We start from the raw sequence: 26,255 nt of genomic DNA on the forward strand, positions 1-26,255 counted from the left end.
CCGGGCGGACGTCGCCGGCCGAGGACCCGGATGGGTATCGATTCGCCGCGCGGTGTTTAGAAACTCCCGGACCGGAGAAGTGCTGCTCGCGGGCATCGTCGCCCGCCGGCTCCGGGAGGGAACTCATGACAAGGATGGTGCGTGCGGCGGCGCTCGTCGCAGTGTGCGCCCTGGCGCTCAGCGGCTGTGGGGGCGTCGGCGGCGACAGCGACGAGGGCGGCGGCACGGCGACCACGGGCACCCTGTCCACGATGGGCTTCGGCCTCTCCGACGAGATCGCGACCACGCGCGTCGACGCCTTCAAGCGCGACAACCCGAACGTCGACGTGAAGATCACCGAGGGGGCCTTCGACGAGCAGCAGTTCCTCTCGGCGGTCGCCTCCGGCAACCCGCCCGACCTGGTGTACATGGACCGCAAGCTGGTCGGCACGTACGCCAGGCGCGGCTCCGTCCAGCCGCTGACCGACTGCGTCGACAAGCTCGACATCGACATGGCCCAGTACCGGCCGGCCGCGAGGGAACAGGTCACCCTGGGTGGCACCGTCTACGGCATCCCCGAGTTCTCCAGCGTCCGGGTGTTCTACCTCAACGAGGCGCTGCTACGGCAGGCGGGCCTGCGCCCCGACGACGTCGACCTCTCGGACTGGGCCGGTCTGACCGCGCTCAACGCCAGGCTGGCCGCCGTCTCCGGGGGCCGGCTCTCCCGCATCGGCATCGACCCGAAGATCCCCGAGTTCCTGCCCCTGTGGGCGAAGGCCAACGGCGCCGACATGCTCTCCGCCGACGGCACGAAGGCCAACCTCGACGACCCGCTGGTGGTCGAGGCGCTCACCACCGGGGTGAAGCTGATCCAGGACCAGGCGGGCTGGGGCAGGTTCAAGTCCTTCCGGGACACCTTCGACTTCTTCGGGGCGCAGAACCCGCTCGCGAAGAACCAGATCGTCGCCTGGCCGATGGAGGAGTGGTTCCTCAACCAGGCCGCCAAGAACAGCCCGAAGGCCGAACTGGTCGTCAAGCCCTTCGTCGACCGGCAGGGCAGGCCGGTGACGCTCGCCTCCGGCCAGACCTGGGTGATCCCCAAGGGCGCGAAGAACCCGGACGCCGCGTGCGCCTTCGTCAAGAAGGTCACCGCCACCGACACGTGGGTCGCCGCCGCGAAGGCCCGCGCCGACGCGCGCCGGGCCGCCGGCCAGCCGTTCACCGGGGTCTACACGGCAAACGTCGCCGCCGACCAGCGGATCTTCGACGAGCTGTACCAGCCGACCGGCAACAAGCGCTTCGACGACGCGGTGGCCACCATCCGTTCGGTGCAGGACGCCGGATTCGCGATGCCGGCCTCGCCCGCCGGCGCCGAGTTCGACAAGGCCTGGACGGACGCGGTCAACCGGGTCCTCTCGGGTCAGACGCAGCCCGCGCAGGCGCTGGCACGAGCCCAGCAGGAGGCGACCGCCGCGCTCGACAAGGCGTCGAAGTAGCCCCCGGGGATGGCCACCACCACCGTCCCCGCTCCCGCCGGCCGGCGGCGTCGTACGCCGCTGGCCCGGCGGGAGGCGCGCTGGGCGTACCTCTTCCTGGCGCCGTGGATCGTCGGGTTCCTGGTCTTCAACGCCGGCCCGATGATCGCCAGCGCCTGGCTCAGCCTCACCGAGTACGACGCGATCAGCGCACCCCGCTACAGCGGCCTGGACAACTACCGGGAGTTGATGTCCGATCCGATGGTGGCGCGCAGCCTGGGCAACACCGTGTACTACACCGTCCTGCACGTGCCGCTGGTGATGGCCATCTCGCTGGGGTTGGCGCTGCTGCTCAAGCGGGTCGGGCGGTTGCAGGGCTTCTTCCGTACCGTCTTCTACCTGCCGGTGATGACCCCGGCGGTGGCCGTGGGCATCCTGTTCCTGCTCCTGCTCAACACCCAGGACGGCCTGATCAACCGCGGCCTCGCCCTGGTCGGGATCGAGGGGCCGAGCTGGACCACCGACCCGGACTGGGTGCTGCCCGGCATCGTCCTGATGAGCCTGTGGAGCCTCGGCTCGACGGTGATCATCTATCTGGCCGCGTTGCAGAACGTGCCGCGCGACCTCTACGAGGCGGCGAGCATCGACGGCGCCGGCGGCTGGGCCCGGTTCCGGCACGTGACGCTGCCGATGATCTCCGGGGCGCTGTTCTTCACGCTGATCGTCAACACCATCGCGTCCCTGCAGATGTTCACCGAGGTCTACACCATGTACTTCGGCAACCGGCAGACGCAGGGCTCGTTCAACAGCGACGCGGCGTCGTTCTACGTGATCCACCTGTTCCAGGAGGCGTTCCAGTTCCTGCACATGGGCTTCGCCTCCGCGATGGCCTGGCTGCTCTTCGCGATCATCCTGATCATCACGCTGGTGCAGGTGAAGCTCGGTAACCGGTTCGTGTACTACGAGGGGGACCAGTCGTGACGGGACACCGCGGCCGGCGCGGCGTGGCGGGGTGGCGACGCACCGAGGGGGGCCGGTCGTGACGGCCACGGTCGAGCGGGCCGTCACCGCGCCCGTACCCGCGGGCACGACGGGGGACGCCGGCCGCCGCGAGGCGGCCGGGGAGAGCGGGCGCCCCCGCTGGCAGCGGGTGCTGTTCGTGGTCGCGCTCGTCGGGGCCGCCGTGGTGTTCACGCTGCCGTTCGTCTGGCTCATCGGCGCCTCGCTGCGACCCCGCGAGTACATCTTCTCCGGCGGTTTCCTGCCCACCCCGTTCGCGCCGGAGAACTACGCCGAGGCGTGGCGGGCGGTGCCGATGGTCACCTGGCTGCTCAACAGCCTGGTGGTCGGCACGGCGGCGGCGCTCGCGGTGACGCTGTCCAGCGCGTGGGTGGCGTTCGGCTTCGCGTACTTCCGGTTCCCGGGGCGCGATCTGCTGTTCGGTCTGGTGCTCGCGACCATGATGCTGCCGTTCGCGGTGACGATGATCCCGACGTACCTGATCTGGTCGGAGCTGCGGCTGACCGGCACGCAGGTGCCGCTGTGGGCCGGCAACCTGTTCGGCTCGGCGTTCTACATCTTCCTGCTGCGGCAGTTTCTGCTCTCGCTGCCCCGCGAGTACTTCGAGGCGGCCCGGGTCGACGGGGCGAGCTACCCCCAGCTTTTCTGGAAGATGGCCTTCCCGCTGATCCGCCCCGCCCTGCTGGTGGCCTTCGTCTTCGAGTTCAAGGCGAGCTGGACGGACCTGATGAAGCCGTTGATCTATCTGCGCGACGAGGGGCTGTACACCCTCCCCCGAGGGCTCAAGGTGGTGCTGGACCGTTTCGGCTACGGCGGCGAGCAGCAGTGGGAGATCGTGCTGGCCGGCAGCGTCATCGCGACCGTGCCGATGCTGGTGCTGTTCTTCCTCGCCCAGCGCCACTTCGTCGAGGGCATCGCCACGACCGGCCGCAAGGGCTGAGCGTCGCGACCGGTCCGGCCCTGCGCGCGAGGGCCGGACCGGTCGGCGGATGCCGGGTCAGGGGATCGTCACGCCGTACGCGGCCAGGATCTCGAGGATCGGCTGGTAGTAGGTGGTGCCACCGCTGGTGCAGTTGCCGCTGCCGCCGGAGAGGATGCCGAGGACGACGCCGGTGCCGGCCGCGTAGAGCGGCCCGCCGCTGTCGCCGGGCTCGGCGCAGATGTTGGTCCGGATCAGGCCGGCGACGCTGCCCTCGGCGTAGTTGACTGTCGCGTTGAGCCCGGTCACCGTGCCGCAGCGCACCCCGGTCGTGGAGCCGCTGCGACAGACCGCCTGGCCGACGTAGGCGTTGCCGGCGCCGTTGATGGTGACCAGGCCGGGGTACGTGTAGACGGCGCTGGGGTGGGCGACGAGGCCCGTGTAGCGGACCAGCCCGTAGTCGTTGCCGGGGAAGCTGCTGCCCGCCCGGCTGCCGAGGACGCTGCTCTGCGCGCTGTTGGCGTACCAGGTCGCGCCGGCCCTGGTGCAGTGGCCGGCGGTGACGAAGTAGTAGGTGCTGCCGCTGCGCACGTTGGCGCCGAGCGAGCACCGCCCGCCGCCCCCGTAGATCGCCTGCCCGCCGGCGATGAGCAGGCGAAGCACACCCGGCTCGTGCCGGAGTACCGCACCGGCCCGGGCGGCGGTCGCCCGCAGCGCCGCCACGTCCCGGGCGGGCACGGTGTCGTCGACGGTCAGGGTCATCCGGCCGGTGGCGGGGTCCAGGCCCCAGGCGGTGCCGGCGGTGCGGACGGCCGCGAGGGCGGTGCCGGCGTCGGTGGCGGCCGGTGTGTGGGGGGCGGGAGCGGCCGGGGCGGCGTGGGCGGGCGCCGGCAGGCCGAGCAGCAGCGCGACGAGCGGGAGCAGGGCGAGCGGGAGACGGCGCATGGAACCTCCAGGGATTCGTCTCTGTCGATTCCCTAAGGATCCACCCGGGGCGTGACACGGACAAGCGGCGGGCCGCACGGGCGGCCGGGGGTCGGGGCGTCCGGGACCGGCTGCGCTGCCCCGCGTCGGTGACGGCGTGCGGCGCCCGTCCAGCGTGGACGGCGGCTAGGGCAGCGGGTGGGAGATGCCCCGGGCGTGGTCGGTGAGGGCCGCGCCGACCACGGTCGCCTCCAGCGGCAGCATCTCCAGGCAACGGCGCACCGCGGCGGCCATCAGGGCGTTCGGCACCCGCATCGACAGGGTGCAGTGCGGCACCCAGCGCCCCGGCCGGTAGTGCTCGGCCAGGTCGATCCCGGCCTCGGCCAGCCGGCCGTGCACGCGCTCGTGATGCGCGAGCAACTCGGCGGTGGGGGTCGCGCCCAGCCACAACACCCGGCCGACGAACTGCCCGGCATGCTGGAAACTCAGTCGCAGCGGCGGCGCCACCACCGTGGCGTCCAGCGCCGCCGCGACCCGCAGCGGATCGAAGCGGGTCGCGACGGCGAGCGAGACGTGTGGTCGGTGCCGCTGCTCCAGCAACGAACGCATGCTCTGCACGCCCTCGGACTCGAGCGCGTCCCAGAGCACCCGGATCCGGCGGGTGGCGTGGGTGTCCAGATAGAGCTCAAGGGCCGCGACCACATGATCATCCTAGGGCCGTGGTGGTCACGGCACGATGACGGCCCGGCCCTCCAGCGTGCCGGCGCTCATCTGCCGGTACGCGTCGACCGCCTCCTCCAGCCGGAAGGTGCTGGTCTTCGGCCTGACCAGGCCCCGGGCACCCAGTTCGAGCACCTCGGCGAGTTCCGGCCGACTGCCCCAGTACGTGGTCTGGATGCTCACCTCGTACGGCACCGAGAAGTAGCTCACCGGCAGGGTGCCGCCGCCGATGCCGACGATGGTCAGGTCGCCGACGGTGCGGGCGGCGGCTGCCCCGAGCGCGAGGGTGGGATCGGCGCCGACGAAGTCCAGGACCACGTCGGCGCCCCGGCCGCCGGGGGTGGCCCGGCGGATCTCCTGGGCGGTGTTCTCGCCGGAGAGCATGGTGAGGTCCGCGCCGCACTCCGCGCCGAGCTTCAGCGCGTCCTCGCGGGTGTCGACGGCGATCACCCGGGCCGCGGTGGTGGCCTTGAGGATCTGCACGCCGACGTGTCCGAGCCCACCCACGCCGATCACCACGGCGGTGCTCGTGGGGCCGAGCTTCGCCCAGGACCGGCGGATCGCGTGGTACGGGGTGAGCCCCGCGTCGGTCAGCGGCGCCGCCAGCACCGGGTCGAGCCCGTCGGGCAGCGGCACGACCTGCCGGGCCTGCGGCACCAGCATGTACTCGGCCATGCCGCCGTCCAGGCCGAGCCCGCCGCCCCCGCCGGGCACCGGCGCCTCGGCGACGTTCTCGCAGTACGGGTCGACGCCGACCCGGCAGCGCGCGCAGGTGCCGCAGCCCCAGGGCCCGTACACGGCCACCGGCTGGCCCACCGTCAGCCCGGTCACGCCGTCGCCGAGGGCGTGCACCCAGCCGGCGTTCTCGTGGCCAAGGGTGAACGGCGGGTTCCACGGCACCGTGCCCGCCTCGAAGTCGTGCATCAGGTGCAGGTCGGAGTGGCAGGCGCCGGCACCGCCGATCTTCACCACCACCTGACCGGGGCCCGGGCTCGGCTCGTCGACCTCGACCACCTCGGGCTCCGACTTCCAGTTGGGCAACCGTAGTGCGCGCATGGTGACGTCTCCTGTTCTCCGGTTTCCGCTCCGCCCGCCGGCTGCCCGTTCAGCGGCAGCCCAAACGACTCGCCCGGACGCCGGGGACGGGGGCGAGCGCCATGGGCGGGGACGGCGTTTTCCGCCCCCGGTTGCCGATTCGTCAGGTGCGCGGTGCACTGGATCCCATGGGTGTGATCAGGGTCGGCACGGCGTCCTGGGCGGATCAGCTCCTGCTGCGGTCGGGCTGGTATCCGCGCGCCGCGAACACCCCGGCCGGGCGGCTCGGTTTCTACGCCGGCCGGTTCCCGCTGGTCGAGGTGGACACGTCCTTCTACGCGGTGCCCGCGCCCGAGACGACGCAGGGCTGGGTCGACGCCACCGGCGAGGGCTTCACCTTCGACGTCAAGGCGTTCAGCCTCTTCACCGGCCACCCCACCCCGGTGGCGGCGCTGCCCCGCGACCTGCGCCCGGCCGGCGCGGCGGGCCGGATCCGCCGCCGGGACCTGACGGCGGCTGCGTACGACGAGCTGTGGGACCGCTTCCGCGCCGCGCTCGCGCCGATCGCGGCGGCCGACCGGCTCGGCGCGGTGCTGCTCCAGTTCCCGCCGTGGCTGGCCAGGGGGGCCGCCGCCGAGCGGCGCATCGCCGAGCTGGCCGAGCGGTGCCGGCCGTGGCGGGTCGCCGTCGAGCTGCGCCACGGCTCGTGGTTCGACGGCCCGGCGGCCCTCGACACGCTCGCGTTCCTGCGGGAGCGCGAGCTGTCGTTCGTCTGCGTCGACATGCCGCAGGGGCACCCCTCGTCGGTGCCGCCCATCCTGTACGCCACGGCGGAGTTGGCGCTCGTCCGGTTCCACGGGCACAGTGCCGCGTGGGCGACCGGCGACAAGCAGGAGAAGTTCCGCTACGCGTACGGCGACGAGGAGTTGCGCCGCTGGGCGGAGCTGCTCGTCGAGCTGGCCGGACAGGCGGGGGAGCTGCACGCGCTGTTCAACAACTGCTGCGGCGACCAGGCCCAGCGTGACGCCGCCCGGCTCGCGGAGCTGCTGGGCGTGCGGCCGTCGGTGCGGGACCGGGCGGGGGCCGGCTCGCCGTCCTGAGCGGTGCCCGCCCGGCCGACGGGGAGGTTTTCCCGCCGACCGGCGGGGTACCGCCGTGACGTGGGCGACGAAGGGGGACGGCAGTGACCGACGAGCAACGGCCGGAGCGCGCGGAGGCGACGCCGGGGGTGCCGCGGGACGCGGCGGCGCGCGAGACCCGGCAGGCGCAGGAGGCGCACGGCGGCAGCATGGCGCCGGGCCTGGTGGACGACACCGGCCGCCAGGTGGCGGCCGACCCCACGGAGATCGCCGGCGAGGACAGCGCCGGCGGCTGAGCGCCGCCCCCGGTGAGCGCGGCCCGTTATCCCGTCGACCGGCCCACCGCACGCCGGCATGATGGCCGGATGCCGATGACCTCCCGCGCGCTCCTGCGCTGGCAGTTCGACCTGACCTGGTCGCTGTTCGAATACCATCTCGAGCGCGTCGAGGCGGCGGACTTCCTCTGGGAGCCGGCCGCGCTCTGCTGGACGCTGCGTCCTGGCCCCGACGGCGGTTGGACGCCCGACTGGGCCGACACCGAGCCCGACCCGGTGCCGGTCCCGACGCTCGGTTGGCTTTCGTGGCACCTCGGCTGGTGGTGGACAGTCGCCATCGACCACCTCGGGGGACGACCCCCGAGGCAGCGCGCCGACGTCGGGTGGCCGGGTGCGGGCGAGCCCACGGTCGCCTGGCTGCGCGGCCTACGCGCCGAGTGGGTCGGGCAACTCGACCGCCTCACCGACGCCGACCTCGACGCCACCGTGACCTTCCCGTGGCAGGACGACGGGCACACGGTGGCGCACCTGCTCGGCTGGGTCAACGCCGAGTTGATGAAGAACGTGGCCGAGATCGGCCAACTCCGGCTGCTGCGCGCCGCGCGCCGCGACTGACGCCCGCCGCCCCGGGGCGCCCACGCCTGGCAGCCCCCGGCCCCGGCGCGCTCATGCCTCGCAGCCCCGTCCCGGCCCCGGGCGCCCACGCTCGCGGGCGGCCCGGCGCGGGACGTCAGCGCGCGGGGCGGGACAGCGCGACGGCGCCCCGCCGCCGAGGAGTCGGCGGGACGCCGTCGCGCGGCGGTCCGGTCAGCAGTGACCGGACCTGGACATCTTCTTGTTCTTGCCGTTCATCGCCATGAGCGCGCCCATCCCCACCGGCGCGTGGCGCATCCCACCGACGCGTCCAAGCATCCCCCGCAACACCTCGCCGGGCTTCTGCTGCTCGCCCATGTACGCGGTCACCACGATCAGCGCCCCGGTCAGCGCGGGAACCGCCCACTGGAGCATCCGCATCTTGCGCTGACACGCCGCTACGTCCGACGGCGTGTGCGAGTTCGGTTCGGTGACCCCCTCGACCGGCGGGCCACCGGCCTTCTCCAGCTTCATGCCGAGCAACCGGCTGTACGCGGTGACGGCCAGCGCGCTCACCGTCAGGGCCGTCTTGAGGGTGCTGGCCCGGGCCACCCCGGACTGGGCGGCCACCCGGGGGCTCTCCGTCACGAGTTCCCCGACGGCCCCCACCAGGTGCGCGCCGATCGCCGCCGCGTTGACCGGGGTCCACCGGGCCCAGCCGGCCGAGGCCATCGGCAACCGCTGGGTCGAGTCGTTCATCTCTGCCGCCGCGCCGTTGACGCCGAACGCTCCCATCAGGGAGCCTCCGAACCAGGCCGCCAGGCCCAGGTCGTGCATCGAGCGCAGTGCGGTGTGCCGTTCGGACATCTGATCCCCTTCCACCGTGTCGGGCGGTGCGGCATACCCGTCGCCCGACGGGCTAATCCCGCCCCTCACCTGCTGATACGCCGCAGGGGTGCGGATACCGCGACGGCGGGCCCGCCGCAGCGGGCGGGGGAGTCGGCGGGGCGGACGTGGGTAGACCCCTCCGGACGAGCCGAGCGAGAGGGGAAGTGGATGTCGCAGCCCGAGGAGAGCCGGGAGAAGACCGCCACGACCGATCAGGTGCTCATGCACCCCGACAACGATCCCGCCAAGACCATCGCCGAGGTGCCGCCGCCGGCCGAGCACGGCGAGATCCTGGTGGAGCGCGACGGCGAGATGGTGCCCCTCGACACCGACGAGTGAGGGGCGCTCAGCGGGCCGGCAGGTCCGCGGCGAAGCGGGCCACCCGGGCCGCCAGCGGCGTGCTCGCGCGTACCCAGGTGAAGTGGTCCATCCGGGCGCCGGCCTGCGCCGGCGTGTAGCGCTCGCGCTCGACGGGCGCCACGCCCAGCTTCGCGCACAGGTGGTCGACCGTCTCGTGCGGCGTGTACTGGTCGTCGTCGACGCTTACCGCGAGGACGGGGGTGCGCAGCGTCCGCACGGCCGCCTCGGCGTCCACCGTGTGCAGGTGCGGGAAGCGCCCGGTACGCGCGGTGTACGCCCAGTCGCGGATGACCCCGCGCGCCTGCCGGCCGCCGAAGCCCCAGCCGGGCCAGACGCCCAGCAGCCGGGTCATGCCCGCGATCGCCTGGCTGTACGGCAGGACGCCGTAGCCGCGCGGGCCCGGGAAGACGCGCCACCACGGCACGCCGACGGCGACCAGCGCCAGCCCGTCGACGTCGTGCCCGTCGTGCAGGGCGAGGTGCAGCAGGGCGGCCTGCCCGCCGAGGGAGTGCCCGAGCAGCAGGGTCCGGCGCCCGTCGCGCCGGGCCTTGAGCGCCGCCAGCGTGGCGCCCACGTCGGCGGCGAGTTCCGGGTAGCCGTACCGGCAGGACCGGCTGGGCCTCGGGGTGCTCTCGCCGGTGCCGCGCAGGTCGGCCACGGCCACGGCCAGGCCGGCGGCGCGCAGGGCACCGGCGAACGGCCGGTAGTAGCGCGCCCGGACGCCCATCGCGGGCACGATCAGCACCACCGGGGCGTCGGCGACGCCGTCCGGCTCGGGATACACCTGAAGCCCGAGCCGGGCCCCGTCGACCTCGACGTACTCCTGCCGGTATTCCACCGTCGCGTTCACCGCAACAGGCTACGACCCGAGGCTACCGCCGGGTAACCGTGGGGGTGGCGGGCGCCCCGCCCCGGCGGCAGCGCCGGCCGCCCGCGTCACACCACCGCGGCGGCGGGCCGGCCGGCCGTGCTGACCGCCGAGTAGACGAAGCTGAGCTGCTCGGCGCAGCGCTTCCACGAGTACTGGTTGCGGATGCGGTCCAGCGCCGCCGTCGCGTACGTGAAGCGACGGACCTTGTCGGCGAGCAGCCGACGGATCGCGGTGCCCAGCGCCCGGGGATCGCGGGCCGGCACGAGGTCGCCGGTCAGCCCGTCGACCACGCTGTCGGCGATCCCGCCGACGTTCGTGCCGACGACCGGCAACCCGCACGCCATGCCCTCCAGCGGGGTGAGCCCGAACGGCTCGTGCCAGGGGGCGGCCACCAGCAGGTCCGCCGAGCGGTACCAGCGCCCCAGCTCCTCGCGGGGCAGCCCACCCAGCAGTTTCACCCGGTCGGCGACCCCGCAGGACTCGGCGAGCGCGCGGAGCCGCCGGGCGAAGCCGTCGGCGGGGAGCTGCTGCGCCGGCGGGCCGCCGACGACCACGCACTCGGCCTCCGGCGCGGCCGGCAGGGCCCGCACGACGTCCTGGATGCCCTTGTGCTCCACCAGCCGGCCGACCGTGATGATCCGGGGGCGGTCCACGTCGCGCGGGGCGACGGGCCCGTCGGGGCGGAACAGCTCCTGGTTGACCCCGCCGGGGACCAGCGCCATCCGGGCCCGGGGCACGCCGAGGCGCACCAGCTCGCCCAGCTCGTCCTGGGTCTGCACGACGACCCGGTCGGCGGCCCGGCCCAGGGCGCGCTCGTAGCCGATCCGCCCCGGTGGGCCGGACTCCCGGGCGCCCGGCGGCAGCTGCCTGACCCCGAGACCGTGGTACGTCAGCACCACCGGCACCCCGGCGCGGCGGCCGGCGTGCACGGTGGCCAGCCCGCTCGTCCAGAAGTGGGCGTGCGCCACGTGCGGCGTCCAGCCGCCGTCGCGCCACTGACCGGCCAGCCAGCGTCCGATCTCGCCCAGGTGCGGCAGCATCTCGTCGGTCGGCACCCGCAGCGCCGGACCGGCCGGCACGTGGCACACCCGGTAGCCGTCGGCGGTGGTCACGGATTCCGGTTGGGCGCTGGAGTCGCGGCGGGTGTAGACGCGCACGTCGTGCCCCTGCTCGACAAGCGCGGCGGCGAGTTCCGCCACGTGCGTGTGCTGACTGCCGGATTCCCCCACGCCTCCGACGGCGAGCGGACTGGCGTGCTCCGAGATCATCGCGATGCGCATGTGTTTCCTCCATCGGCCGGCCCGTTCGGCGGGAACCGGTCGGGCCCCGCGCGTCCCTCGCCGCCGCCGAACCCCGCCGCTGAAGTCCCTACCCCTGACCTCCCCTCCTAACCACCGCCCGCCCCGCTTCTCCGCACGGGCGGCAGGCCGGCTGTGGAGGCGCCGAACGGCGGGCGGGCGAGCCTGTTGACTCTGCGTGGTCGGCCGATGGCCTACGATCAGGCACGGTCGTCGTGGAGCATGCCCGGCCCGAAGACCTCGTAGGCGATGCGCTCCGCCGGCACTCCCCGGCGCAGCAGGCCGCCCCGGACCGCGTTCATGAACGGCAGCGGCCCGCAGAGGTGCACGTGGGCGTCGGGGGAGAGCGGGATCAGCGCCGGGTCGATGCGGCCGGCGGTCAGCTCGGCGTTCACCCCGGCCACCTCGCCGTCGGTGGGGTCCTCGTACCAGATCGCCGTGCGCAGGTTGGGCAGCGCGGCGTGCAGGCGCGGCAGCTCACCGCGGAACGCGTGCGCCGCGCCGGCCCGGTCGGCGTGCACCAGCACCACCGGGCGCTGGGGCTCGGTGGCGGCCAGGTGCTCCAGCGCGGCCATCGCCGGGGTGAGGCCGATGCCCGCACTGACCAGCAGCAGCGGGCCCTGCCCGGCCACCGAGCTGACCTCGCCGAAGGGCGGGCTGAGCCGGAGGATGTCGCCGACACCGACGTGCTCGTGCAGGAAGGTGGAGACCATGCCGTCGGGGGCGTCACCGACGCCGCGTACCCGCTTGACGGTGATCCGCCAGTGGTCGGCTCCCGGGCGGCCGGAGAGGCTGTACTGGCGGATCTGCTGGCCGCGCCCGCCGTCCAGCTCGACGGCGACCGAGGTGTAGCGGCCGGGTACGAAGGTGGGCACCGGGCCCCCGTCGGCCGGGACCAGGGTGAACGACACGACGTCCAGTGCCTCGACGACCCGTCCGGTGACCCGCCAGTCCCGCCAGACGGGTGCTCCCTCGGCCAGCCCGGCCACGGTGTAGAGGCGGGCCTCCCGGGCGATCAGCTCGCAGGCCAGCAGCCAGTAGACCTCGTCCCAGGCCGTCGCGACCTCGTCGGTGACGGCGTCGCCGAGCACCTCGCCCACGGCGGCGAGCAGGTGCCGGCCGACGATCGTGTACTGGGTGGGGGTGATGCCCAGCGAGGCGTGCTTGTGCGCGATGCGGTCCAGGATCGGCCCCCACGGGGCGCCGCCGCCGCCGGTCAGGTGCGCCGCGTACGCGACCACGGCGGAGGCGAGGGCGGCCTTCTGGGTGCCGGTGGCCTGGTTGCTGCGGTTGAAGATGTCGAGCAGTTCGGGGTGCGCGTCGAACATCCGCTGGTAGAACCGGCCGGTGATGGCCTCGCCGTGCGCCTGCACGGCGGGCAGGGTCGCCGTCACCACTGCTGCTGAGGACTCCGAGAGCACGACTGTCTCCTTCTGTGCTGAACCGCACGGGCACCGACAGCAGAACAGGTATTTGAAATACCTTTTTAGGGTCGAAGGTCCCGGGTCGAGGGTCGTCCGGATCACATCGCGGGCCCGCTCGGCCGTGGTGCGGGCTCGACCGCGGTGGCTAGGGTCGGGACGTGAAGCTCAACCGGTCCACCGACATGGCGCTGCGCATCGCCATGCTCGCCGCCGCGCACCCGCGCCGGATGACAGTGGACGAGCTTTCCGGCCAGCTCGACCTGCCGCGCAACCACGTCGCGAAGGTCGTGCAGCGGTTGCAGCGCCTCGGGGTGCTGGTCACGATCCGGGGCCGGTCCGGCGGGGTCGCCTTCGCGCCGGGCGGCGCGACCGTCACGGTCGGGCACGTGCTGCGGGCCTTCGAGGGCGACGACGAGGTGGTGTCGTGCGACGAGCCGGTCTGCACGCTGCGCACGGCCTGCCGGCTGCGCGGCGAGCTGCGCCGGGCCCGCGACGCCTTCCTCGCCGTGCTGGACGGCGTGACCCTCGGCGGGCTCGTCGACGGGCCGACCGGCCCGATGCTGCTCGCCCTCGGCCCGCCCGCCCCCCGGCCGACCCCCGGAGCACCGGCGCCCGACCTGCGCCGCCCGGTCGGCTCCGAGGTCTGACGATGTCCCGTGGCGCGGTCTCCCGTCCCGTGTTCGCCCGGCTGTTCGAGCGGGCGAGCGTGGCGATGGACGCCGCCGGCGTGGCCGCTCACCGGCGGCGGCTCGTCGCCGGCCTCGCGGGCCGGGTCGTCGAGGTCGGCGCCGGCAACGGCCGCACCTTCGCGCACTACCCGGGCACCGTGCGGCGGGTGCTCGCGGTCGAGCCGGAACCCCGGCTCCGGGCGGCGGCCCGGGCGGCGGCGAGCGCGGCGCCCGTACCCGTGGAGGTGGTCGACGGCCTCGCCGAGGCGCTGCCGGCGCCCGACGGCGACGCCGACGCGGTGGTGCTGTCCCTGGTCCTCTGCTCGGTGACCGACCAGGCCGCCGCGCTGCGCGAGGCCCGTCGGGTGCTGCGCCCCGGCGGGCAGTTGCGCTTCTTCGAGCACGTACGCGCGCGGACGCCGGGACTGCGCCGCGCGCAGCGGCTGGTCGACGCGACCGTCTGGCCGTTGCTCTGCGGCGGCTGCCACACCGGCCGCGACACGGTGGCCGCGATCCGGGCCGCGGGCTTCACCGTCACCTTGCTGGACGCGTTCCGCTTCCCCGACAGCCGGCTGCCGGCCCCCGCCGCCCCGCACGTGCTCGGCGCGGCCACCCGCGACTGATCCAGCCCGTCGACGCCCGGCCCCCGACGCGGCGGAACCCCGCGCCGGGCGGCACGGGGTCCCCCGACGCGGTCAGGAGACCGCTACCGAGCCGTCCGGGGCGCGGACGCAGGCCACCGAGCGTGCGCCGGTGGTGGCCGCACCGGTTAGGCACTGCCCGAGCACCTGGTGCCCGCTGGCGTTCGGATGCCAGGACTCCTGGCAGGTCTGGAAGTAGCTCACGCAGGTGTTCGCGATCCGCTGGATGGCGATCTTGTCCTTGCCGGCGAGGCTGGTCACGAAGGCCCCGTTCGGCGGGCTGTCCTGGAGCCGGATCGGGGTGGCGAGGCTCCCGGCGGGGCTGGCCGCCGACTCGCAGAGCCGCGCGCCGTCGAAGGCCCGCTGCACGTTGAGGTAGACCAGCTCCGCGCCCGGGAACTCGGCGGCGAGGGTGTCCCGGGTGGACCGCACCAGCGTGCCCAGCCCCTGCGAGAAGCGGTGCCCCGGCAGCAGGCTGGCCCGGTGGATCGGGCAGCCCGCCGCGTACCGCTCGGCGCCCAACGCGCGGAACTTGTCCCGGGTGTCGTCCCGGCTGTCCTCCTCGTGGAACCCGGGGGCGAGGTCGAGCGGTAGCGGGTTGGTGTAGTCCTGCAGGACGATGCGGTGCCGGCCGTCCGCGTCGATCTCGCGCAGCGTGGTGAGCAACTGGCGGACGGCCGAGGTGGTCTCCGCGGTCGCGGCGCTCCACTGGGCGGCGGTGGCCAGGTCGGCGTCGGTGCAGGGCTTCTGCTCCACCGGCCCGCCCAGGTAGGCCCAGAACTCCCACCAGCCGGTCCACGCGTCGGCGATGAACCGGTTGGCGCACTTCTCCGCGACGCTGCCGAAGGTGAACGAGCTGTTGTTCGAGCCGAGCCCGAGCAGCACCAGGTCGATGTCGTGGGTCCGGCCGACCGCCCGGAGCTGGTCGAGCTGGGCGGCCACCTGACGGCCGCCGGCCCGGGCCGAGGAGGCGGTGGCGAGATCCTGCGGCTGGCCGCCGGAGCAGGCGAGGTTGAACCGGTCCTGGATGCCCGGCAGGTTTGCCCGGTGCAGTGACGCGTTCGCCGAGCGGTGGCAGAAGAACGCGTTGTCGTTCGGGGCGGTCCAACCCGGGAAGCCCCGGGCGACCCCGCCGGCGTCGGCCACCGCGGCGTACGCCCCGGCCCCCTCGCCGCTGATGAAGCTGTCGCCGAGCGCCACGGCGGCGGTGGGCGGGGCCGCCGAGGCCGGGGTGCCCGACCCGACGGCGGTCGACAGGGTGGCGGTGGCGACGGCGAGCGCCGCCGCGAGAGCGGCACGACGGAACCTGGACATCGAGGGCCCCCATCATCGACACGCGAAAGATCCTCTGGAGGCGGGATCACATCACCGGGGGGCGACGGGCGTCAATGACCCGGCCCGAAATCTCGCGGCGGGCGAACGTTTCGGCGCGGCCGCCCCGGCCCGTGGGCTATGGACACCGGTCGAAGTCTGTCTCTACAGTTCCGGCGTCCGGTCTTCTACTTCCACGGGGGTCGCGGTGGCCGTCGGCCGCTCCATGCACGCTGTCCGAATCCAGCACCGGTCCGTACGGGGCCTCGTCGTCGGCGCGATCGCGGCGGCGCTCGGCGCCGCCGTGCTGGTCCCGCCCGCGTCGGCCGCGACCGGCGGTACGGCGGTCACCGAGGCCGAGCGGGCCGCCACGGCGGCCGCGCGGACCGGCAGGCGGGTGGAGGTCGTCACCGCCCGCACCGAACTGACCCAGGTCTTCGCCAAGCCCTCCGGCGGCTTCGTCGCCGAGACCGCCGCCGTCCCGCAGCGGGTCCGCCAGGCCGACGGGGCCTGGGCCGACGTCGACCTCACCCTGCGCCGCGACGGCGACGGCGCGTTCCGCCCGGCGACCTCCCCGGCCGACGTGCGCTTCTCGGCCGGCGGTCGGGGGCCGGTCGCCACGCTGACCAGCGGCGGGAAGTCCCTGACCCTCTCCTGGCCGGGCGCGCTGCCCGCGCCCGTGCCCAGCGGGGACGCCGCCACCTACCCCGAGGTGCTGCCCGGTGTCGACCTGGTGCTGCGGGCCACGCACACCGGCTTCACCCACGTCCTCACGGTGAAGACACCCCGGGCCGCCGCCAACCCCGCCCTGCGGGAGATCCGCTTCGACCTCGGCGGCGACGTCCGGGTCCGGCGCGACGCCGGTGGCGCACTGCGGGCGTTCGCCGGGACGGCCGAGGTGGCGCGCGGCGCGCCGGCCGAGATGTGGGACTCGACGACGACCACGGGCGCCCCCACGCGATCCTCCCCGGCCGGACCGGGTGCCGCGGCCCGCACCGCCCCCGTCGCCACCGCGATCGACGCGGCGGGTGACCTGGTGCTGCGACCGGCACCCGGCCTGCTCGACCCGGCCACGGCCACCTTCCCGGTCTACGTCGACCCGGCGTGGTCGGCCACCAGGAGCCGCTGGGCGTACGCGACCAGCGACAACGCCACCAACAGCGACACCACCCGCGCCATCGTCGGTTACCTGCCCGACAGCAGCCGCACGTACCGCTCGTACTTCGAGTTCCCCACCGCCGCCCTCGCGGGCAGGCACATCCAGTCGGCGTCGGTGCGCATGAAGCTGGACCACTCGTGGAGCTGCCTGCCCACGCCGACCTACATGTACCAGTCGGGGCCGATCGCCACCACGCCCCGCACGGCCTGGGCGCCGGCCCTGACCACGCTGAGGGCCAGTGCCAGCGCCAGCGCGTGCGCCAGCGCCACCAGTCCGCAGCCCGACGCCGTCATGAACTTCACCGGCGGCAACGTCACGGCGGCCATCCGGAACCAGGCCGCCACCGGAGCCGCCGCCATCACCTTCGGCTTCTGCGCCTGCGGCGACTCCGCGGGAACCGGCGAGGGCGACCAGAACCGGTACAAGAAGTTCTACCCGGACGAGGCCCGGCTGATCGTCGACTACGACTCGCAGCCCGGCCAGCCGACCGGCCTGCAGGCCGGCGGGCAGGCCTGCGTCGCGGGCTCGCGCGTCGCCCTGCCGACCGCGCCGACCCTGTCGGCCGTCTTCCCCGACGCGGACGCCGGGCAGAGCCTGCAGACCACGTACGAGCTGCTGGAGGTCCCCGCCTCGGGCGGCTACGACGGCAGCACGCCACGGCTGACCCCGCCGGCCGGCTCGACGGTGACCGCCGGCGACCGTTCCACCACGGCGCCCGTGACCGGCGTCGGCACCGGCAGGTCGTACGCGTGGCGGACCCGCGGCACCGACGAGGTCTACGGCCTGGTCAGCCCCTGGTCGCCGTGGTGCGAGTTCACCGTCGACGACCAGCCCCCCACGGTGACCGTCGACCCGGTCACCAACCCCCTCCCACCCCAGCAGCTGCACACCTTCAAGCTGCGCTCGCCGGACCCGGACGTGGTGACCTTCCGCTACGGCTGGAGCAGCCCGCCTACCGAGGAGGCGGCGGCCGGCACCAGCCTCGGCTACCCCGGCCGGACCGTCTCCGTGACGCTGACCACCCCCGCCTCCGGCACGAACGTCCTGTACGTGGCGGCCGTGGACAGCGCCGGGAACGTCGGGTACGGCTCGGTTGTTGTCCAGGTGAACCCGCCCGTGACCGGCTGACCCGCGCACCGGTCACGGCGCCGAGGGGCGCCGGATCCGGACAGACCGCGCGCGCCCGCCGCCGGAGGCCCGCACCGTGATGTGGTGCGGGCCTCGCGGGGCGCCGTCGTCGTGTCGCATCTCCCGGTTAGGCTCGCTGCGGCGCTCCGGCGGCCGACGATGTCGGACGCGGCACCACACCGCCGAGACCTGGGAGTACGACCAGTTGACCGCAGATCCTGAGACCCTGTACGAGGCTGACGACCTTACGCACCTCGAGGGGCTGGACGCCGTCCGTAAGCGGCCCGGCATGTACATCGGCTCCACCGACAGCCGTGGCGTGGGTCACCTCGTCAACGAGATCCTCGACAACGCCACGGACGAGGGCGTCGGCGGCCACGCCACGAGGGTCGAGGTCCGGCTGCACGCCGACGGCTCGGTCCAGGTCGACGACGACGGGCGGGGCATCCCCACCGACGTGCACGCCAAGTCCGGCATCTCCGGCGTCGAGCTGGTGCTCACCCGGCTGCACGCGGGCGGCAAGTTCGGCGGCTCCGGCTACAAGACGTCCGGCGGTCTGCACGGCGTGGGCGCCTCGGCGGTCAACGCGCTGTCGCGCCGGTTCGACGTCACGGTGCGGCGGGGCGGCAAGGTGCACGCCATGTCGTTCCGCCACGGCGTGCCGGGGGTCTTCGACGGTGCCGGCCCCGACGCGGCGTTCACCCCGGGCCCCGGCCTGCAGATCGTCGGCGCGATGAAGCGCGGGCAGCGCACCGGGACCTCGATCCGCTGGTGGCACGACGCGCGCTACTTCGAGACCGGCGCCAGGCTGGACGCCGACGTCGTGCGGATGAAGCTGCGCAACACGGCGTTCCTGGTGCCGGGCGTGAGCTACACGCTGCGCGACGACACCGGGGAGGAGCCGCGCGAGGAGAGCTTCCACTACCCGGACGGCCTGACCGACATGGTGGAGTTCCTCGCCCCGGCGGGCGACCGGCCGGTCTCCGGCATGCTCGTGGTCACCGGCGAGGGCACCTACCGGGAGAACGCCGCCGACGCCAACGGGGTCATGCAGTCCAACGTGCAGCGTCGGGCCGAGGTCGAGGTGGCCTTCCGCTGGGGCACCGGCTACGAGCGCACCGTCGAGTGCTTCACCAACACCATCCGCAACGCGCACGGCGGCACCCACCGCAAGGGCTTCGAGCGGGGCCTCGCGCGTACGCTCGCGGAGGCCGTCCGCGGCACCCGTGGCCTGTTGAAGGCCAAGGAGGATCCGCCGACCCTGGACGACGTGCTGGAGGGCATGACGGCTGTCGTGCACGTCCGGATTCCGGAGCCGCAGTTCACCTCGCAGACCAAGGACGAGCTCTCCACCGCCGGCATCACCAAGGTGATCCAGACGCTGGTCGAGCAGCACCTGAAGGCCTGGCTGGAGGACCGCCGCACCAAGGCCGAGGCGCGTACGGTCCTGCAGAAGATCGTCGACGCGGCCCGGGTGCGGCTGACCCAGAAGCAGCAGAAGGACGCGGCCCGGCGCAAGACCGCCCTGGAGGGCGCGTCGATGCCGCCCAAGCTGGTCGACTGCCGGGCGACCGGCATCGAGCGCAGCGAGCTGTTCATCGTGGAGGGCGACAGCGCCCTCGGGACAGGTAGACTTGCCCGATCTGCCGAGTACCAGGCGCTTCTTCCGATCCGGGGCAAGATCCTCAACGTGCAGAAGGCCAACCTCCAGCAGGTGCTGGACAATGCCGAGTGCGCCGCGATCGTGCAGGTGCTCGGCGCGGGCTCGGGGCGCACGTTCGACCTGTCGGCGCTGCGCTACGGCCGGGTGCTGATCATGGCGGACGCGGACGTGGACGGCGCGCACATCCGTACCCTGCTGATCACGCTCTTCGCCCGCTACATGCGACCGCTGATCGAGGCCGGCCGGCTCTACGCGGCGATGCCGCCCCTGCACAAGATCACCACTCGGGGTCGCAACCCGCAGACCATCTACACCTACACGCAGGCGGAGATGACGGCGACGGTCCGCAAGCTGGAGAAGGCCGGCAAGCAGATCGTCACCCCGATCCCGCGGTTCAAGGGCCTCGGCGAGATGGACGCCGACGAGCTCTGGGAGACCACGATGAACCCGGCCACCCGGGCCGTCCGCCGGATCACCCTCGACGACGTCGACGCCGCCGAGCGGATCCTCGAACTGCTGATGGGGGAGAAGGTCGAGCCGCGCCGCAACTGGCTGATCGACTCCGCCGACCGGGTCGACCGCGAGGCGATCGACGCATGACCAGACCCGCCACCACCCGCCGGGAAGTGAGCTGAACGATGGCACGCCGCAAGGACGACCGCGCCAAGGCGGACCTGTCCGCCTTCGACCAGGCCGGCGCGCGGGTCTTCGACAATCCGCTGGTCACCGAGGTCTCCGACTCCTACCTGGAGTACGCCTTCTCGGTGATCCACTCCCGGGCCCTGCCCGACGCCCGCGACGGCCTCAAGCCGGTGCACCGGCGCATCCTCTGGTCGATGTACGAGCAGGGCCACCGCCCCGACCGGGGGCACGTTAAGTCCGCCCGCATCGTCGGGGATGTAATGGGCAAGTACCATCCGCACGGCGATACCGCGATCTACGACGCGATGGTGCGTCTGGCTCAGGACTTCTCGCTGAACGCGCCACTCATCGACGGGCACGGCAACTTCGGCAGCCCGGACGACGGGCCGGCGGCGTCGCGCTACACCGAGGCCCGGATGTCGCGCGAGGCGATGCTGCTCGTGGGCGAGCTGGGCGAGGACACGGTCGGCGTCGAGCCCAACTACGACGGCTCGCTGACCCAGCCCACCGTGCTGCCCGCCGCGTTCCCGAACCTGCTGGTCAACGGCGCGTCGGGGATCGCGGTCGGCATGGCGACCAACATGATCCCGCACAACCTCGGCGAGGTCGTCTCCGCCGCCCGCTGGCTGATCAACCACCCGGACGCGACGCTGGACCGGCTCATGGAGTTCGTCCCCGGCCCGGACCTGCCGACCGGTGGCCTGCTGCTCGGGCTCGACGAGGTGCGCCGGGCCTACGAGACCGGGCGCGGCGTGGTGCGGATGCGGGGCAAGATCGAGATCGGCCCGCTGGAGGGCAGCCGGGGCCGGCAGGCCATCACCGTCGTGGAGTTGCCCTACGGCGTCGGCGCGGAGAAGGTCATCGCGGCCATCACCAACGAGGTCAACAAGACCAAGCGGCTCACCGGCATCGCCGACGTCAAGGACCTCACCGACCGGGAGAGCGGCACCCGCCTGGTGATCGAGTGCAAGGTCGGGGTCAACCCGCAGGCGCTGCTCGCGGACCTCTACCGGCTCACCCCGCTGGAGCAGTCGTTCGGCGTCAACAACCTGGTGCTGGTCGACGGCCAGCCGCAGACCCTCGGGCTGAAGGCGCTGCTGGAGGTCTTCCTGGCCCACCGCTACGAGGTGGTGACCCGGCGCAGCTCGTATCGCCGCCGCAAGCGCCAGGAGCGGCTGCACCTGGTCGACGGCCTGCTGATCGCCCTGCTCGACATCGACAAGGTGGTCAAGCTGATCCGGGGCAGCGACGACGCGCAGGCCGCCAAGGACGGCCTGATGCACCAGTTCGGCCTCTCGGACATCCAGGCCACCTACATCCTGGACACTCCGCTGCGCCGGCTGACCAAGTTCGACCGGATCGAGCTGGAGGCCGAGCAGGAGAAGCTGCGCGGGGAGATCGCCCAACTCTCCACGATCCTGGACGACCCGAAGGTACTGAAGAAGGTCGTCTCCGACGAGTTGGCGGCGGTGGTGAAGCAGTTCGGTGCGCAGCGGCGCACCACGCTCGTCGACGGCGATCTCAAGGAGGTGCTGGCCGCGTCCGTGCCGGCCGGCCCGCTGGAGGTCGCCGACGACCCCTGCCAGGTGATCCTCTCCGCGACAGGGCTGGTCGCCCGCACGGCGGCCGAGTCGGAGGAGGCGTCCGAGGGACGCCGGCGGCACGGCCGGGTCAAGCACGACGCCGTACGCGCCGTCGCGCACACCACCGCCCGGGGCCGGGTGCTGCTGGTGACCAGCGCCGGCCGGGCGTTCAAGGTCGACGTGCTGCCGCTGCCGGTCCTGCCGCAGCAGGCGGGCACGGTGTCGCTGCGCGGCGGGATGGCCGCCGCCGAGTTGGTGCCGTTGGAGCCGGGCGAGACGGTCGTCGGGCTGGCGCCGCTGGGGCCGACGGCCGAGGGTTCCCCCGGGCTGGCGCTGGGCACCCGGCAGGGTGTGGTCAAGGTCTGCGCGCCGGACTGGCCCGTGCGTTCCGACGAGTTCGAGGTGATCGGGCTGCGCGAGGGCGACGAGGTGGTCGGGGCGAGCTGGCTCACCGACGGCGCGGAGGCGCTCACCTTCGTCACCTCTGAGGCGTCGTTGCTGCGGTTCTCCGCCGCGCTGGTCCGGCCGCAGGGCGTCAAGGGCGGTGGCATGTCGGGCATCAACGTGCCGGCCGGTGCCCGGGTGGTGTTCTTCGGCGCGATCCGCACCGACGACCCGGGCCACGGCGAGCCGATGGTGGTCACCTCCACGGGCGCCACGGTGAAGGTGACGCCGTTGCAGGCGTACCCGGCGAAGGGGCGGGCGACCGGCGGGGTGCGCGCCCATCGCTTCCTCAAGGGTGAGACCGACGTGGCGGTCGCCTGGGTGGGGCCGCGCCCGGTGGGCGCCACCGTGACCGGCGAGCCGGTGGAGCTGCCGGCGGCGGACCCGCGCCGGGACGGCTCCGGCTTCGCCGTGATGCTGGGCCCCACCGTCGTCGGTCACCAGATCGAACGGGACTGACCGCCCGGGGGCGACGGGGCCGGCGTGCGTGAGCCGGCCCCGTCGCCCCCGGGTGTCACGGCGCGGGGGTGTGGGTGGTGCCGCGCAGGCGGGCCACCAGGCGCATGCCGTGGTAGATGGCGAGGGCGGCGGCGGTGCCCAGGGCGATGCCGTTGAACGACAGGTCGTCGGCGGTGAGGGTGTAGTTGGCCGCGCCGACGATCACCGCGACGGCGGCGGTCATCAGGTTCACCGGGTCGTGGAAGTCGACCCGGCTCTCGATCCAGATCCGGGCGCCGAGGATGGCGATCAAACCGTAGAGGGCTGTGGTGGCGCCGCCGAGCACGCCGGCCGGCACGGTGAGGATCAGCGCGCCGAACTTCGGGCTGAGCCCGAGCAGGACCGCCGTCAGGCCGGCCACCCAGTACGCGGCGGTGGAATAGACCCTGGTCGCCGCCATCACGCCGATGTTCTCCGCGTAGGTGGTGGTGCCGGACCCGCCGCCGGACCCGGCGAGGATCGTGGCCAGCCCGTCGCCCATGAACGCCCGGCCCATGTCCCGGTCCATGTTGCGGCCGGTCATCGCGGCGACCGCCTTGACGTGCCCGGCGTTCTCGGCGACCAGCACCAGGATCACCGGGATCACCAGCACGACCGCGCGCAGGCTGAAGCTCGGCGCGTGGAACTCGGGCAGGCCGATCCAGGCGGCGTCGCGCAGCCCCTCGACCGCCTTGGGGTCCAGGTCGCCGAGGGCGGCGGCGAGGAGCCAGCCGACCACCACCCCCAGCAGGATGGACAGCCGGGCCAGGAAGCCGCGGAAGGCCACCGTGGCGAGCAGGATCGCGGCCAGGGTCACCACCGCGATCAACGGTTGGGCCTTGACGCCGGTGCCGCTGCCGTCGCCGTCCCACGCGACGGGGGCCAGGTTGAGGCCGATCAGCGCGACGATCGCCCCGGTGACCACGGGCGGCATCAGCGCGTCGATCCAGCGGGACCCGGCGAGCTGGACGATCAGCCCGACGGCGGCCAGCGCCACGCCGGCGACGACGATGCCGCCGAGCGCCGGGCCGATGTCCCCGCCGGCCTTGGCGGCCAGCACCGGCGCGATGAAGGCGAACGACGAGCCGAGGTACGAGGGCAGCCGGTTGCCGGTGATCAGCAGGAACAGCAGCGTGCCGAGCCCGGAGAAGAAGAGCGTGGTGGCCGGCGGGAAACCGGTGATCAGCGGCACCGTGAAGGTGGCACCGAACATCGCCACGACGTGCTGCACGCCGATGCCGAGGGTGCGCGGCCAGGACAGACGTTCGCCGGGGTGGACCACGTCGCCGGGGCTGACGGACCGGCCGTCGCCGTGGACGGACCACGCGGACCATCGGGAGCGAGCCTCGGTGGGGGACTGGGTCATGGCACGCCCTTCGCATCGTCAAGAGGTGACGGGGGCGCAGGTGAGACCCAGGAGTCGTTTCTAGCAGAGGCGCGGCACGGCCCGGTCGGTGGGCCGGCCGGATGTGACGGTGCCCGCTGTCAGGCCACGCCGGCGGGGCGGAACTGGACGCTGACGCGGGGTCCGACGCCCCGGGTGGTCTTGGGCACGGCGTGCTCCCACGTGCGCTGGCAGGAGCCGCCCATCACCACGAGGTCGCCGTGCCCGAGCGGGAAGCGCAGGCTGTCGCCGCCGCCGCGGGGCCGCAGCAGCAGCGGGCGGGGCGAGCCGAACGAGACGATGGCGACCAGGGTGTCGGTGTGCGCGGAGCGGCCCTGGGTGTCGCCGTGCCAGGCGACGCTGTCCCGGCCGGTGCGGTAGAGGCACATGCCGGCGGTGACGAAGGGCTCGCCGAGCTCGGGGGCGTAGTGCCGGGTGAGGGCCTCCCGCGCCTCGGTGAGCAGCGGATGCGGCAGCGGGCGGTGCCCGGCGTACCAGCAGAGCAGCCGGGGCACGTCGACCCGGGCGTCGTACATCGTGCGGCGTTCGGCCCGCCAGGGCACGTCCCGGAGCAGGACGTCGAAGACCTCGTCGGAGCCGGTGACCCAGCCGGGGAGGTGGTCGACCCAGGCGCCGTGGCGCAGCGGATGCCGGCGCAGCCGGCCGGCCAGCGGGCCGAGCGACGGCGCGGCGGTGGTGACGTCGAGCATCGACGGCTGGTAGGCGGCGGCCCCGGTCATCCGCCCAGCGTACCGCCGCTTTTGGCACAGGTGTACGGGGGTGCCGGCGGCGTCCTCAGCGCTTCAGGACCCGGCGTACCCGGCCGCCGAGCGCCTGCTTGACCCGGGCCTTCAGGGACTGCTCGCGCAGGGTGTCGGTCTCCTTGCGCAGCTCGGCGTTGCGGTCGTGCAGCCACTGGATCCGCTCCAGCAGGGTCTCGGGGTCGGCCGAGCCGGCCGGGCGCACGGCGGGCGGGAAGGTGGTGGCCCGCACCTGCGCGTCGAACCGGGCCGCGCTGTCGCCGTCGGCGAAGGCGTTGCCGAGGTCGTGCTTGGTGAGGAAGGCCAGCATGGTCTCGTAGCGTGACTTGTGCCCGTCGTTGAGCGCCGTGTAGTCCGCCTCCTCGTAGAGTTGCGCGGCGTCGATGTCGGCGGGCACCTCCTTCATCACCCGGTGCGGGATGTCGAAGTACCGGGCCAGTTCGAGGGTGCGCGAGTCGTGCGCGAAGAGGTAGCCGGGCGTGCCGGAGACCAGTGCGGTGATGGTGCCGTGGATCCGGGTGCCGAACGCGAACTCGAAGCCGGAGAGGTAGTCCATCCAGGTCCAGGGGTCGACGAACATCCGCACCTTGTCCTCGGTGAACAGCGGGTGCGAGGTGTGGATCGGGATCTTGCTGGACTTGCCCCGGTCGCCGGGGCGGTCGCCGTAGAGCAGCGTGCCGAGCGTCTTGAGATCCTGCGGCAGGTAGCGCAGGTTCGGGTACCGGGCGTGGTGCCGGGCGATGATCTCCGCCATCGACGCGACGTACGGCGAGACGGTGAGCGCGAGCCGGTCGTCCGGGGCCAGCGCCGCCTTCCGCTTCTCCACCCGCAGGCTGTCGCCGTGCAGGAACATCGACGGGCAGCCGATCACGTCGACGGCGGAGAAGCCCAGGGCGCGCAGGTAGTCGCGGGTGATCTCGCCACGGACGCCGATGCTGTGCGAGCGGTCGAGCACGGCCCGCACGAACCCGGTCACCACGTCGTCGATCGGGCGCAGGTAGTCCCGGTTGCCGTGGACGTCGGTCTGCACGCCCACCCCGAGCACCACCACCGGGATCTTGAGCTGCTCGATGAGCTTCGTCATGGTCGCGACGCGGTGGGCGTAGCTGCGCCGGAAGGCGTTGGCGAGCGGCACCACGTAGACGTCGTACCGCTCGTTGATCATGTCGGCGTCGCGTGGGTCGACCCGGAACTCGGTGGCGGTGATGTCGGCGGTGGCGGTGCGTAGGAGCTTGTGGGCGGCGTGGCTGAAGACGAGGTTGCCGTTGTTCTCGCCGATCCAGTTCCGCTCGTACGTCTCCTCGGGCGAGTAGACGTCGAACGGGCCCTTCTTCGCCCGCATGAGGATCCGCTGGTGCATCCGTGCCCGCCTCTCGTCACCTCGGTTCCCGGAATACTAGCCAGCCTTCGGACGGACCGGAAAACTCCCGCGCGGTCCCCGCAAGGGGGACGAACGGGTCGGACCCACCGGGGGAGACGGTGCTCGCCGGATGGGGCACAACGGACACTCGCGGACGGGACGGAACGGGGCTTCAGGCCCGGCGGGTAGGGTGC

At 73.4% G+C, this 26,255-nt stretch carries 23 protein-coding genes; 12 read left to right on the forward strand and 11 right to left on the reverse strand.

Annotated elements, in window-relative coordinates; translation table 11 throughout:
* Window positions 1-125 precede the first annotated feature (125 nt).
* The 3 genes from ACQ452_RS09435 to ACQ452_RS09445 are packed head-to-tail and all read left to right on the forward strand — an operon-like array spanning window position 126 to window position 3,414.
* A complete protein-coding gene (locus tag ACQ452_RS09435) occupies window positions 126-1,475 on the forward strand; it encodes an extracellular solute-binding protein (protein ID WP_433392322.1) in 1,350 nt (449 codons plus the stop codon).
* A gap of 9 nt (window positions 1,476-1,484) precedes the next feature.
* Window positions 1,485-2,435 carry a carbohydrate ABC transporter permease gene (locus ACQ452_RS09440; protein ID WP_433392323.1) on the forward strand — a complete coding sequence of 317 codons (951 nt, stop codon included), beginning with the start codon at window positions 1,485-1,487 and terminating at the stop codon, window positions 2,433-2,435.
* A gap of 58 nt (window positions 2,436-2,493) precedes the next feature.
* A complete protein-coding gene (locus tag ACQ452_RS09445; protein WP_433392325.1) occupies window positions 2,494-3,414 on the forward strand; it encodes a carbohydrate ABC transporter permease in 921 nt (306 codons plus the stop codon).
* A gap of 57 nt (window positions 3,415-3,471) precedes the next feature.
* Here ACQ452_RS09445 and ACQ452_RS09450 read toward each other — a convergent pair whose 3' ends face one another.
* The 3 genes from ACQ452_RS09450 to ACQ452_RS09460 form a co-directional block, all read right to left on the reverse strand.
* Entirely contained in the window at window positions 3,472-4,338 is an 867-nt protein-coding gene (locus tag ACQ452_RS09450) for a S1 family peptidase (RefSeq protein WP_433392327.1), read from the reverse strand.
* A gap of 165 nt (window positions 4,339-4,503) precedes the next feature.
* Window positions 4,504-5,019: a 2'-5' RNA ligase family protein gene (locus ACQ452_RS09455; protein ID WP_433392329.1), complete on the reverse strand. Its 516-nt coding sequence runs from the start codon at window positions 5,017-5,019 to the stop codon at window positions 4,504-4,506.
* Between the two features lie 24 nt (window positions 5,020-5,043).
* Window positions 5,044-6,093: an NAD(P)-dependent alcohol dehydrogenase gene (locus ACQ452_RS09460; RefSeq protein ID WP_433392331.1), complete on the reverse strand. Its 1,050-nt coding sequence runs from the start codon at window positions 6,091-6,093 to the stop codon at window positions 5,044-5,046.
* Window positions 6,094-6,260: 167 nt separating this feature from the next.
* On the opposite strand from ACQ452_RS09460, the gene ACQ452_RS09465 reads away from it, so the two are divergent.
* The 3 genes from ACQ452_RS09465 to ACQ452_RS09475 all read left to right on the forward strand — a co-directional run bounded on the left by ACQ452_RS09465 (window position 6,261) and on the right by ACQ452_RS09475 (window position 8,041).
* Window positions 6,261-7,172: a DUF72 domain-containing protein gene (locus ACQ452_RS09465; protein ID WP_433392333.1), complete on the forward strand. Its 912-nt coding sequence runs from the start codon at window positions 6,261-6,263 to the stop codon at window positions 7,170-7,172.
* Window positions 7,173-7,255: 83 nt separating this feature from the next.
* Window positions 7,256-7,447, forward strand: coding sequence for a hypothetical protein (locus ACQ452_RS09470; protein ID WP_433392334.1), 192 nt, complete (start codon window positions 7,256-7,258; stop codon window positions 7,445-7,447).
* Window positions 7,448-7,516: 69 nt separating this feature from the next.
* Window positions 7,517-8,041 carry a DinB family protein gene (locus tag ACQ452_RS09475; protein WP_433392336.1) on the forward strand — a complete coding sequence of 175 codons (525 nt, stop codon included), beginning with the start codon at window positions 7,517-7,519 and terminating at the stop codon, window positions 8,039-8,041.
* Window positions 8,042-8,233: 192 nt separating this feature from the next.
* On the opposite strand, the gene ACQ452_RS09480 is transcribed toward ACQ452_RS09475, so the two are convergent.
* Window positions 8,234-8,866: a hypothetical protein gene (locus ACQ452_RS09480; protein ID WP_433392338.1), complete on the reverse strand. Its 633-nt coding sequence runs from the start codon at window positions 8,864-8,866 to the stop codon at window positions 8,234-8,236.
* Window positions 8,867-9,055: 189 nt separating this feature from the next.
* Here ACQ452_RS09480 and ACQ452_RS09485 point away from each other — a divergent pair, with 189 nt between their 5' ends.
* Window positions 9,056-9,226 (forward strand): hypothetical protein, encoded by a 171-nt coding sequence (locus ACQ452_RS09485; RefSeq protein ID WP_433392340.1) that lies wholly within the window; start codon window positions 9,056-9,058, stop codon window positions 9,224-9,226.
* A 7-nt stretch (window positions 9,227-9,233) separates the two neighbouring features.
* Here ACQ452_RS09485 and ACQ452_RS09490 read toward each other — a convergent pair whose 3' ends face one another.
* The 3 genes from ACQ452_RS09490 to ACQ452_RS09500 form a co-directional block, all read right to left on the reverse strand.
* On the reverse strand, window positions 9,234-10,097 hold the full coding sequence (locus ACQ452_RS09490) for an alpha/beta hydrolase family protein (RefSeq protein ID WP_433392341.1): 864 nt from the start codon (window positions 10,095-10,097) through the stop codon (window positions 9,234-9,236).
* Window positions 10,098-10,183: 86 nt separating this feature from the next.
* Complete coding sequence (locus tag ACQ452_RS09495; RefSeq protein WP_433392342.1) at window positions 10,184-11,398, reverse strand: glycosyltransferase; 1,215 nt, start codon at window positions 11,396-11,398, stop codon at window positions 10,184-10,186.
* A gap of 218 nt (window positions 11,399-11,616) precedes the next feature.
* Window positions 11,617-12,837 (reverse strand): globin domain-containing protein, encoded by a 1,221-nt coding sequence (locus tag ACQ452_RS09500; protein ID WP_433392343.1) that lies wholly within the window; start codon window positions 12,835-12,837, stop codon window positions 11,617-11,619.
* Between the two features lie 161 nt (window positions 12,838-12,998).
* On the opposite strand from ACQ452_RS09500, the gene ACQ452_RS09505 reads away from it, so the two are divergent.
* Window positions 12,999-13,487: an RrF2 family transcriptional regulator gene (locus tag ACQ452_RS09505; RefSeq protein WP_433392345.1), complete on the forward strand. Its 489-nt coding sequence runs from the start codon at window positions 12,999-13,001 to the stop codon at window positions 13,485-13,487.
* A gap of 2 nt (window positions 13,488-13,489) precedes the next feature.
* Entirely contained in the window at window positions 13,490-14,131 is a 642-nt protein-coding gene (locus ACQ452_RS09510; protein WP_433392347.1) for a class I SAM-dependent methyltransferase, read from the forward strand.
* 72 nt (window positions 14,132-14,203) lie between these two features.
* Here ACQ452_RS09510 and ACQ452_RS09515 read toward each other — a convergent pair whose 3' ends face one another.
* Window positions 14,204-15,463 (reverse strand): hypothetical protein, encoded by a 1,260-nt coding sequence (locus ACQ452_RS09515; protein WP_433392349.1) that lies wholly within the window; start codon window positions 15,461-15,463, stop codon window positions 14,204-14,206.
* Between the two features lie 223 nt (window positions 15,464-15,686).
* Between ACQ452_RS09515 and ACQ452_RS09520 the strand changes: the two genes are divergently transcribed.
* The 3 genes from ACQ452_RS09520 to ACQ452_RS09530 all read left to right on the forward strand — a co-directional run bounded on the left by ACQ452_RS09520 (window position 15,687) and on the right by ACQ452_RS09530 (window position 22,538).
* On the forward strand, window positions 15,687-17,747 hold the full coding sequence (locus ACQ452_RS09520; protein ID WP_433392351.1) for a hypothetical protein: 2,061 nt from the start codon (window positions 15,687-15,689) through the stop codon (window positions 17,745-17,747).
* A gap of 205 nt (window positions 17,748-17,952) precedes the next feature.
* Window positions 17,953-20,010, forward strand: coding sequence for a DNA gyrase/topoisomerase IV subunit B (locus ACQ452_RS09525; protein WP_433392353.1), 2,058 nt, complete (start codon window positions 17,953-17,955; stop codon window positions 20,008-20,010).
* Between the two features lie 38 nt (window positions 20,011-20,048).
* Window positions 20,049-22,538, forward strand: a complete 2,490-nt coding sequence (locus ACQ452_RS09530; RefSeq protein WP_433392355.1) for a DNA gyrase/topoisomerase IV subunit A — start codon at window positions 20,049-20,051, stop codon at window positions 22,536-22,538.
* 55 nt (window positions 22,539-22,593) lie between these two features.
* On the opposite strand, the gene ACQ452_RS09535 is transcribed toward ACQ452_RS09530, so the two are convergent.
* The 3 genes from ACQ452_RS09535 to ACQ452_RS09545 form a co-directional block, all read right to left on the reverse strand.
* Entirely contained in the window at window positions 22,594-23,922 is a 1,329-nt protein-coding gene (locus tag ACQ452_RS09535; RefSeq protein ID WP_433392356.1) for a uracil-xanthine permease family protein, read from the reverse strand.
* Between the two features lie 119 nt (window positions 23,923-24,041).
* The gene (locus tag ACQ452_RS09540) at window positions 24,042-24,680 is read right to left on the reverse strand and encodes an alpha-ketoglutarate-dependent dioxygenase AlkB (protein ID WP_433392358.1); all 639 of its coding nucleotides are present in this window, start codon (window positions 24,678-24,680) and stop codon (window positions 24,042-24,044) included.
* A 55-nt stretch (window positions 24,681-24,735) separates the two neighbouring features.
* Entirely contained in the window at window positions 24,736-26,061 is a 1,326-nt protein-coding gene (locus ACQ452_RS09545; RefSeq protein WP_433392360.1) for a polysaccharide pyruvyl transferase family protein, read from the reverse strand.
* Between the last annotated feature and the right edge of the window lie 194 nt (window positions 26,062-26,255).

Origin of the sequence: Micromonospora sp. KLBMP9576 (genome assembly GCF_050941805.1) — a bacterium.
GTDB lineage: Bacteria > Actinomycetota > Actinomycetes > Mycobacteriales > Micromonosporaceae > Micromonospora.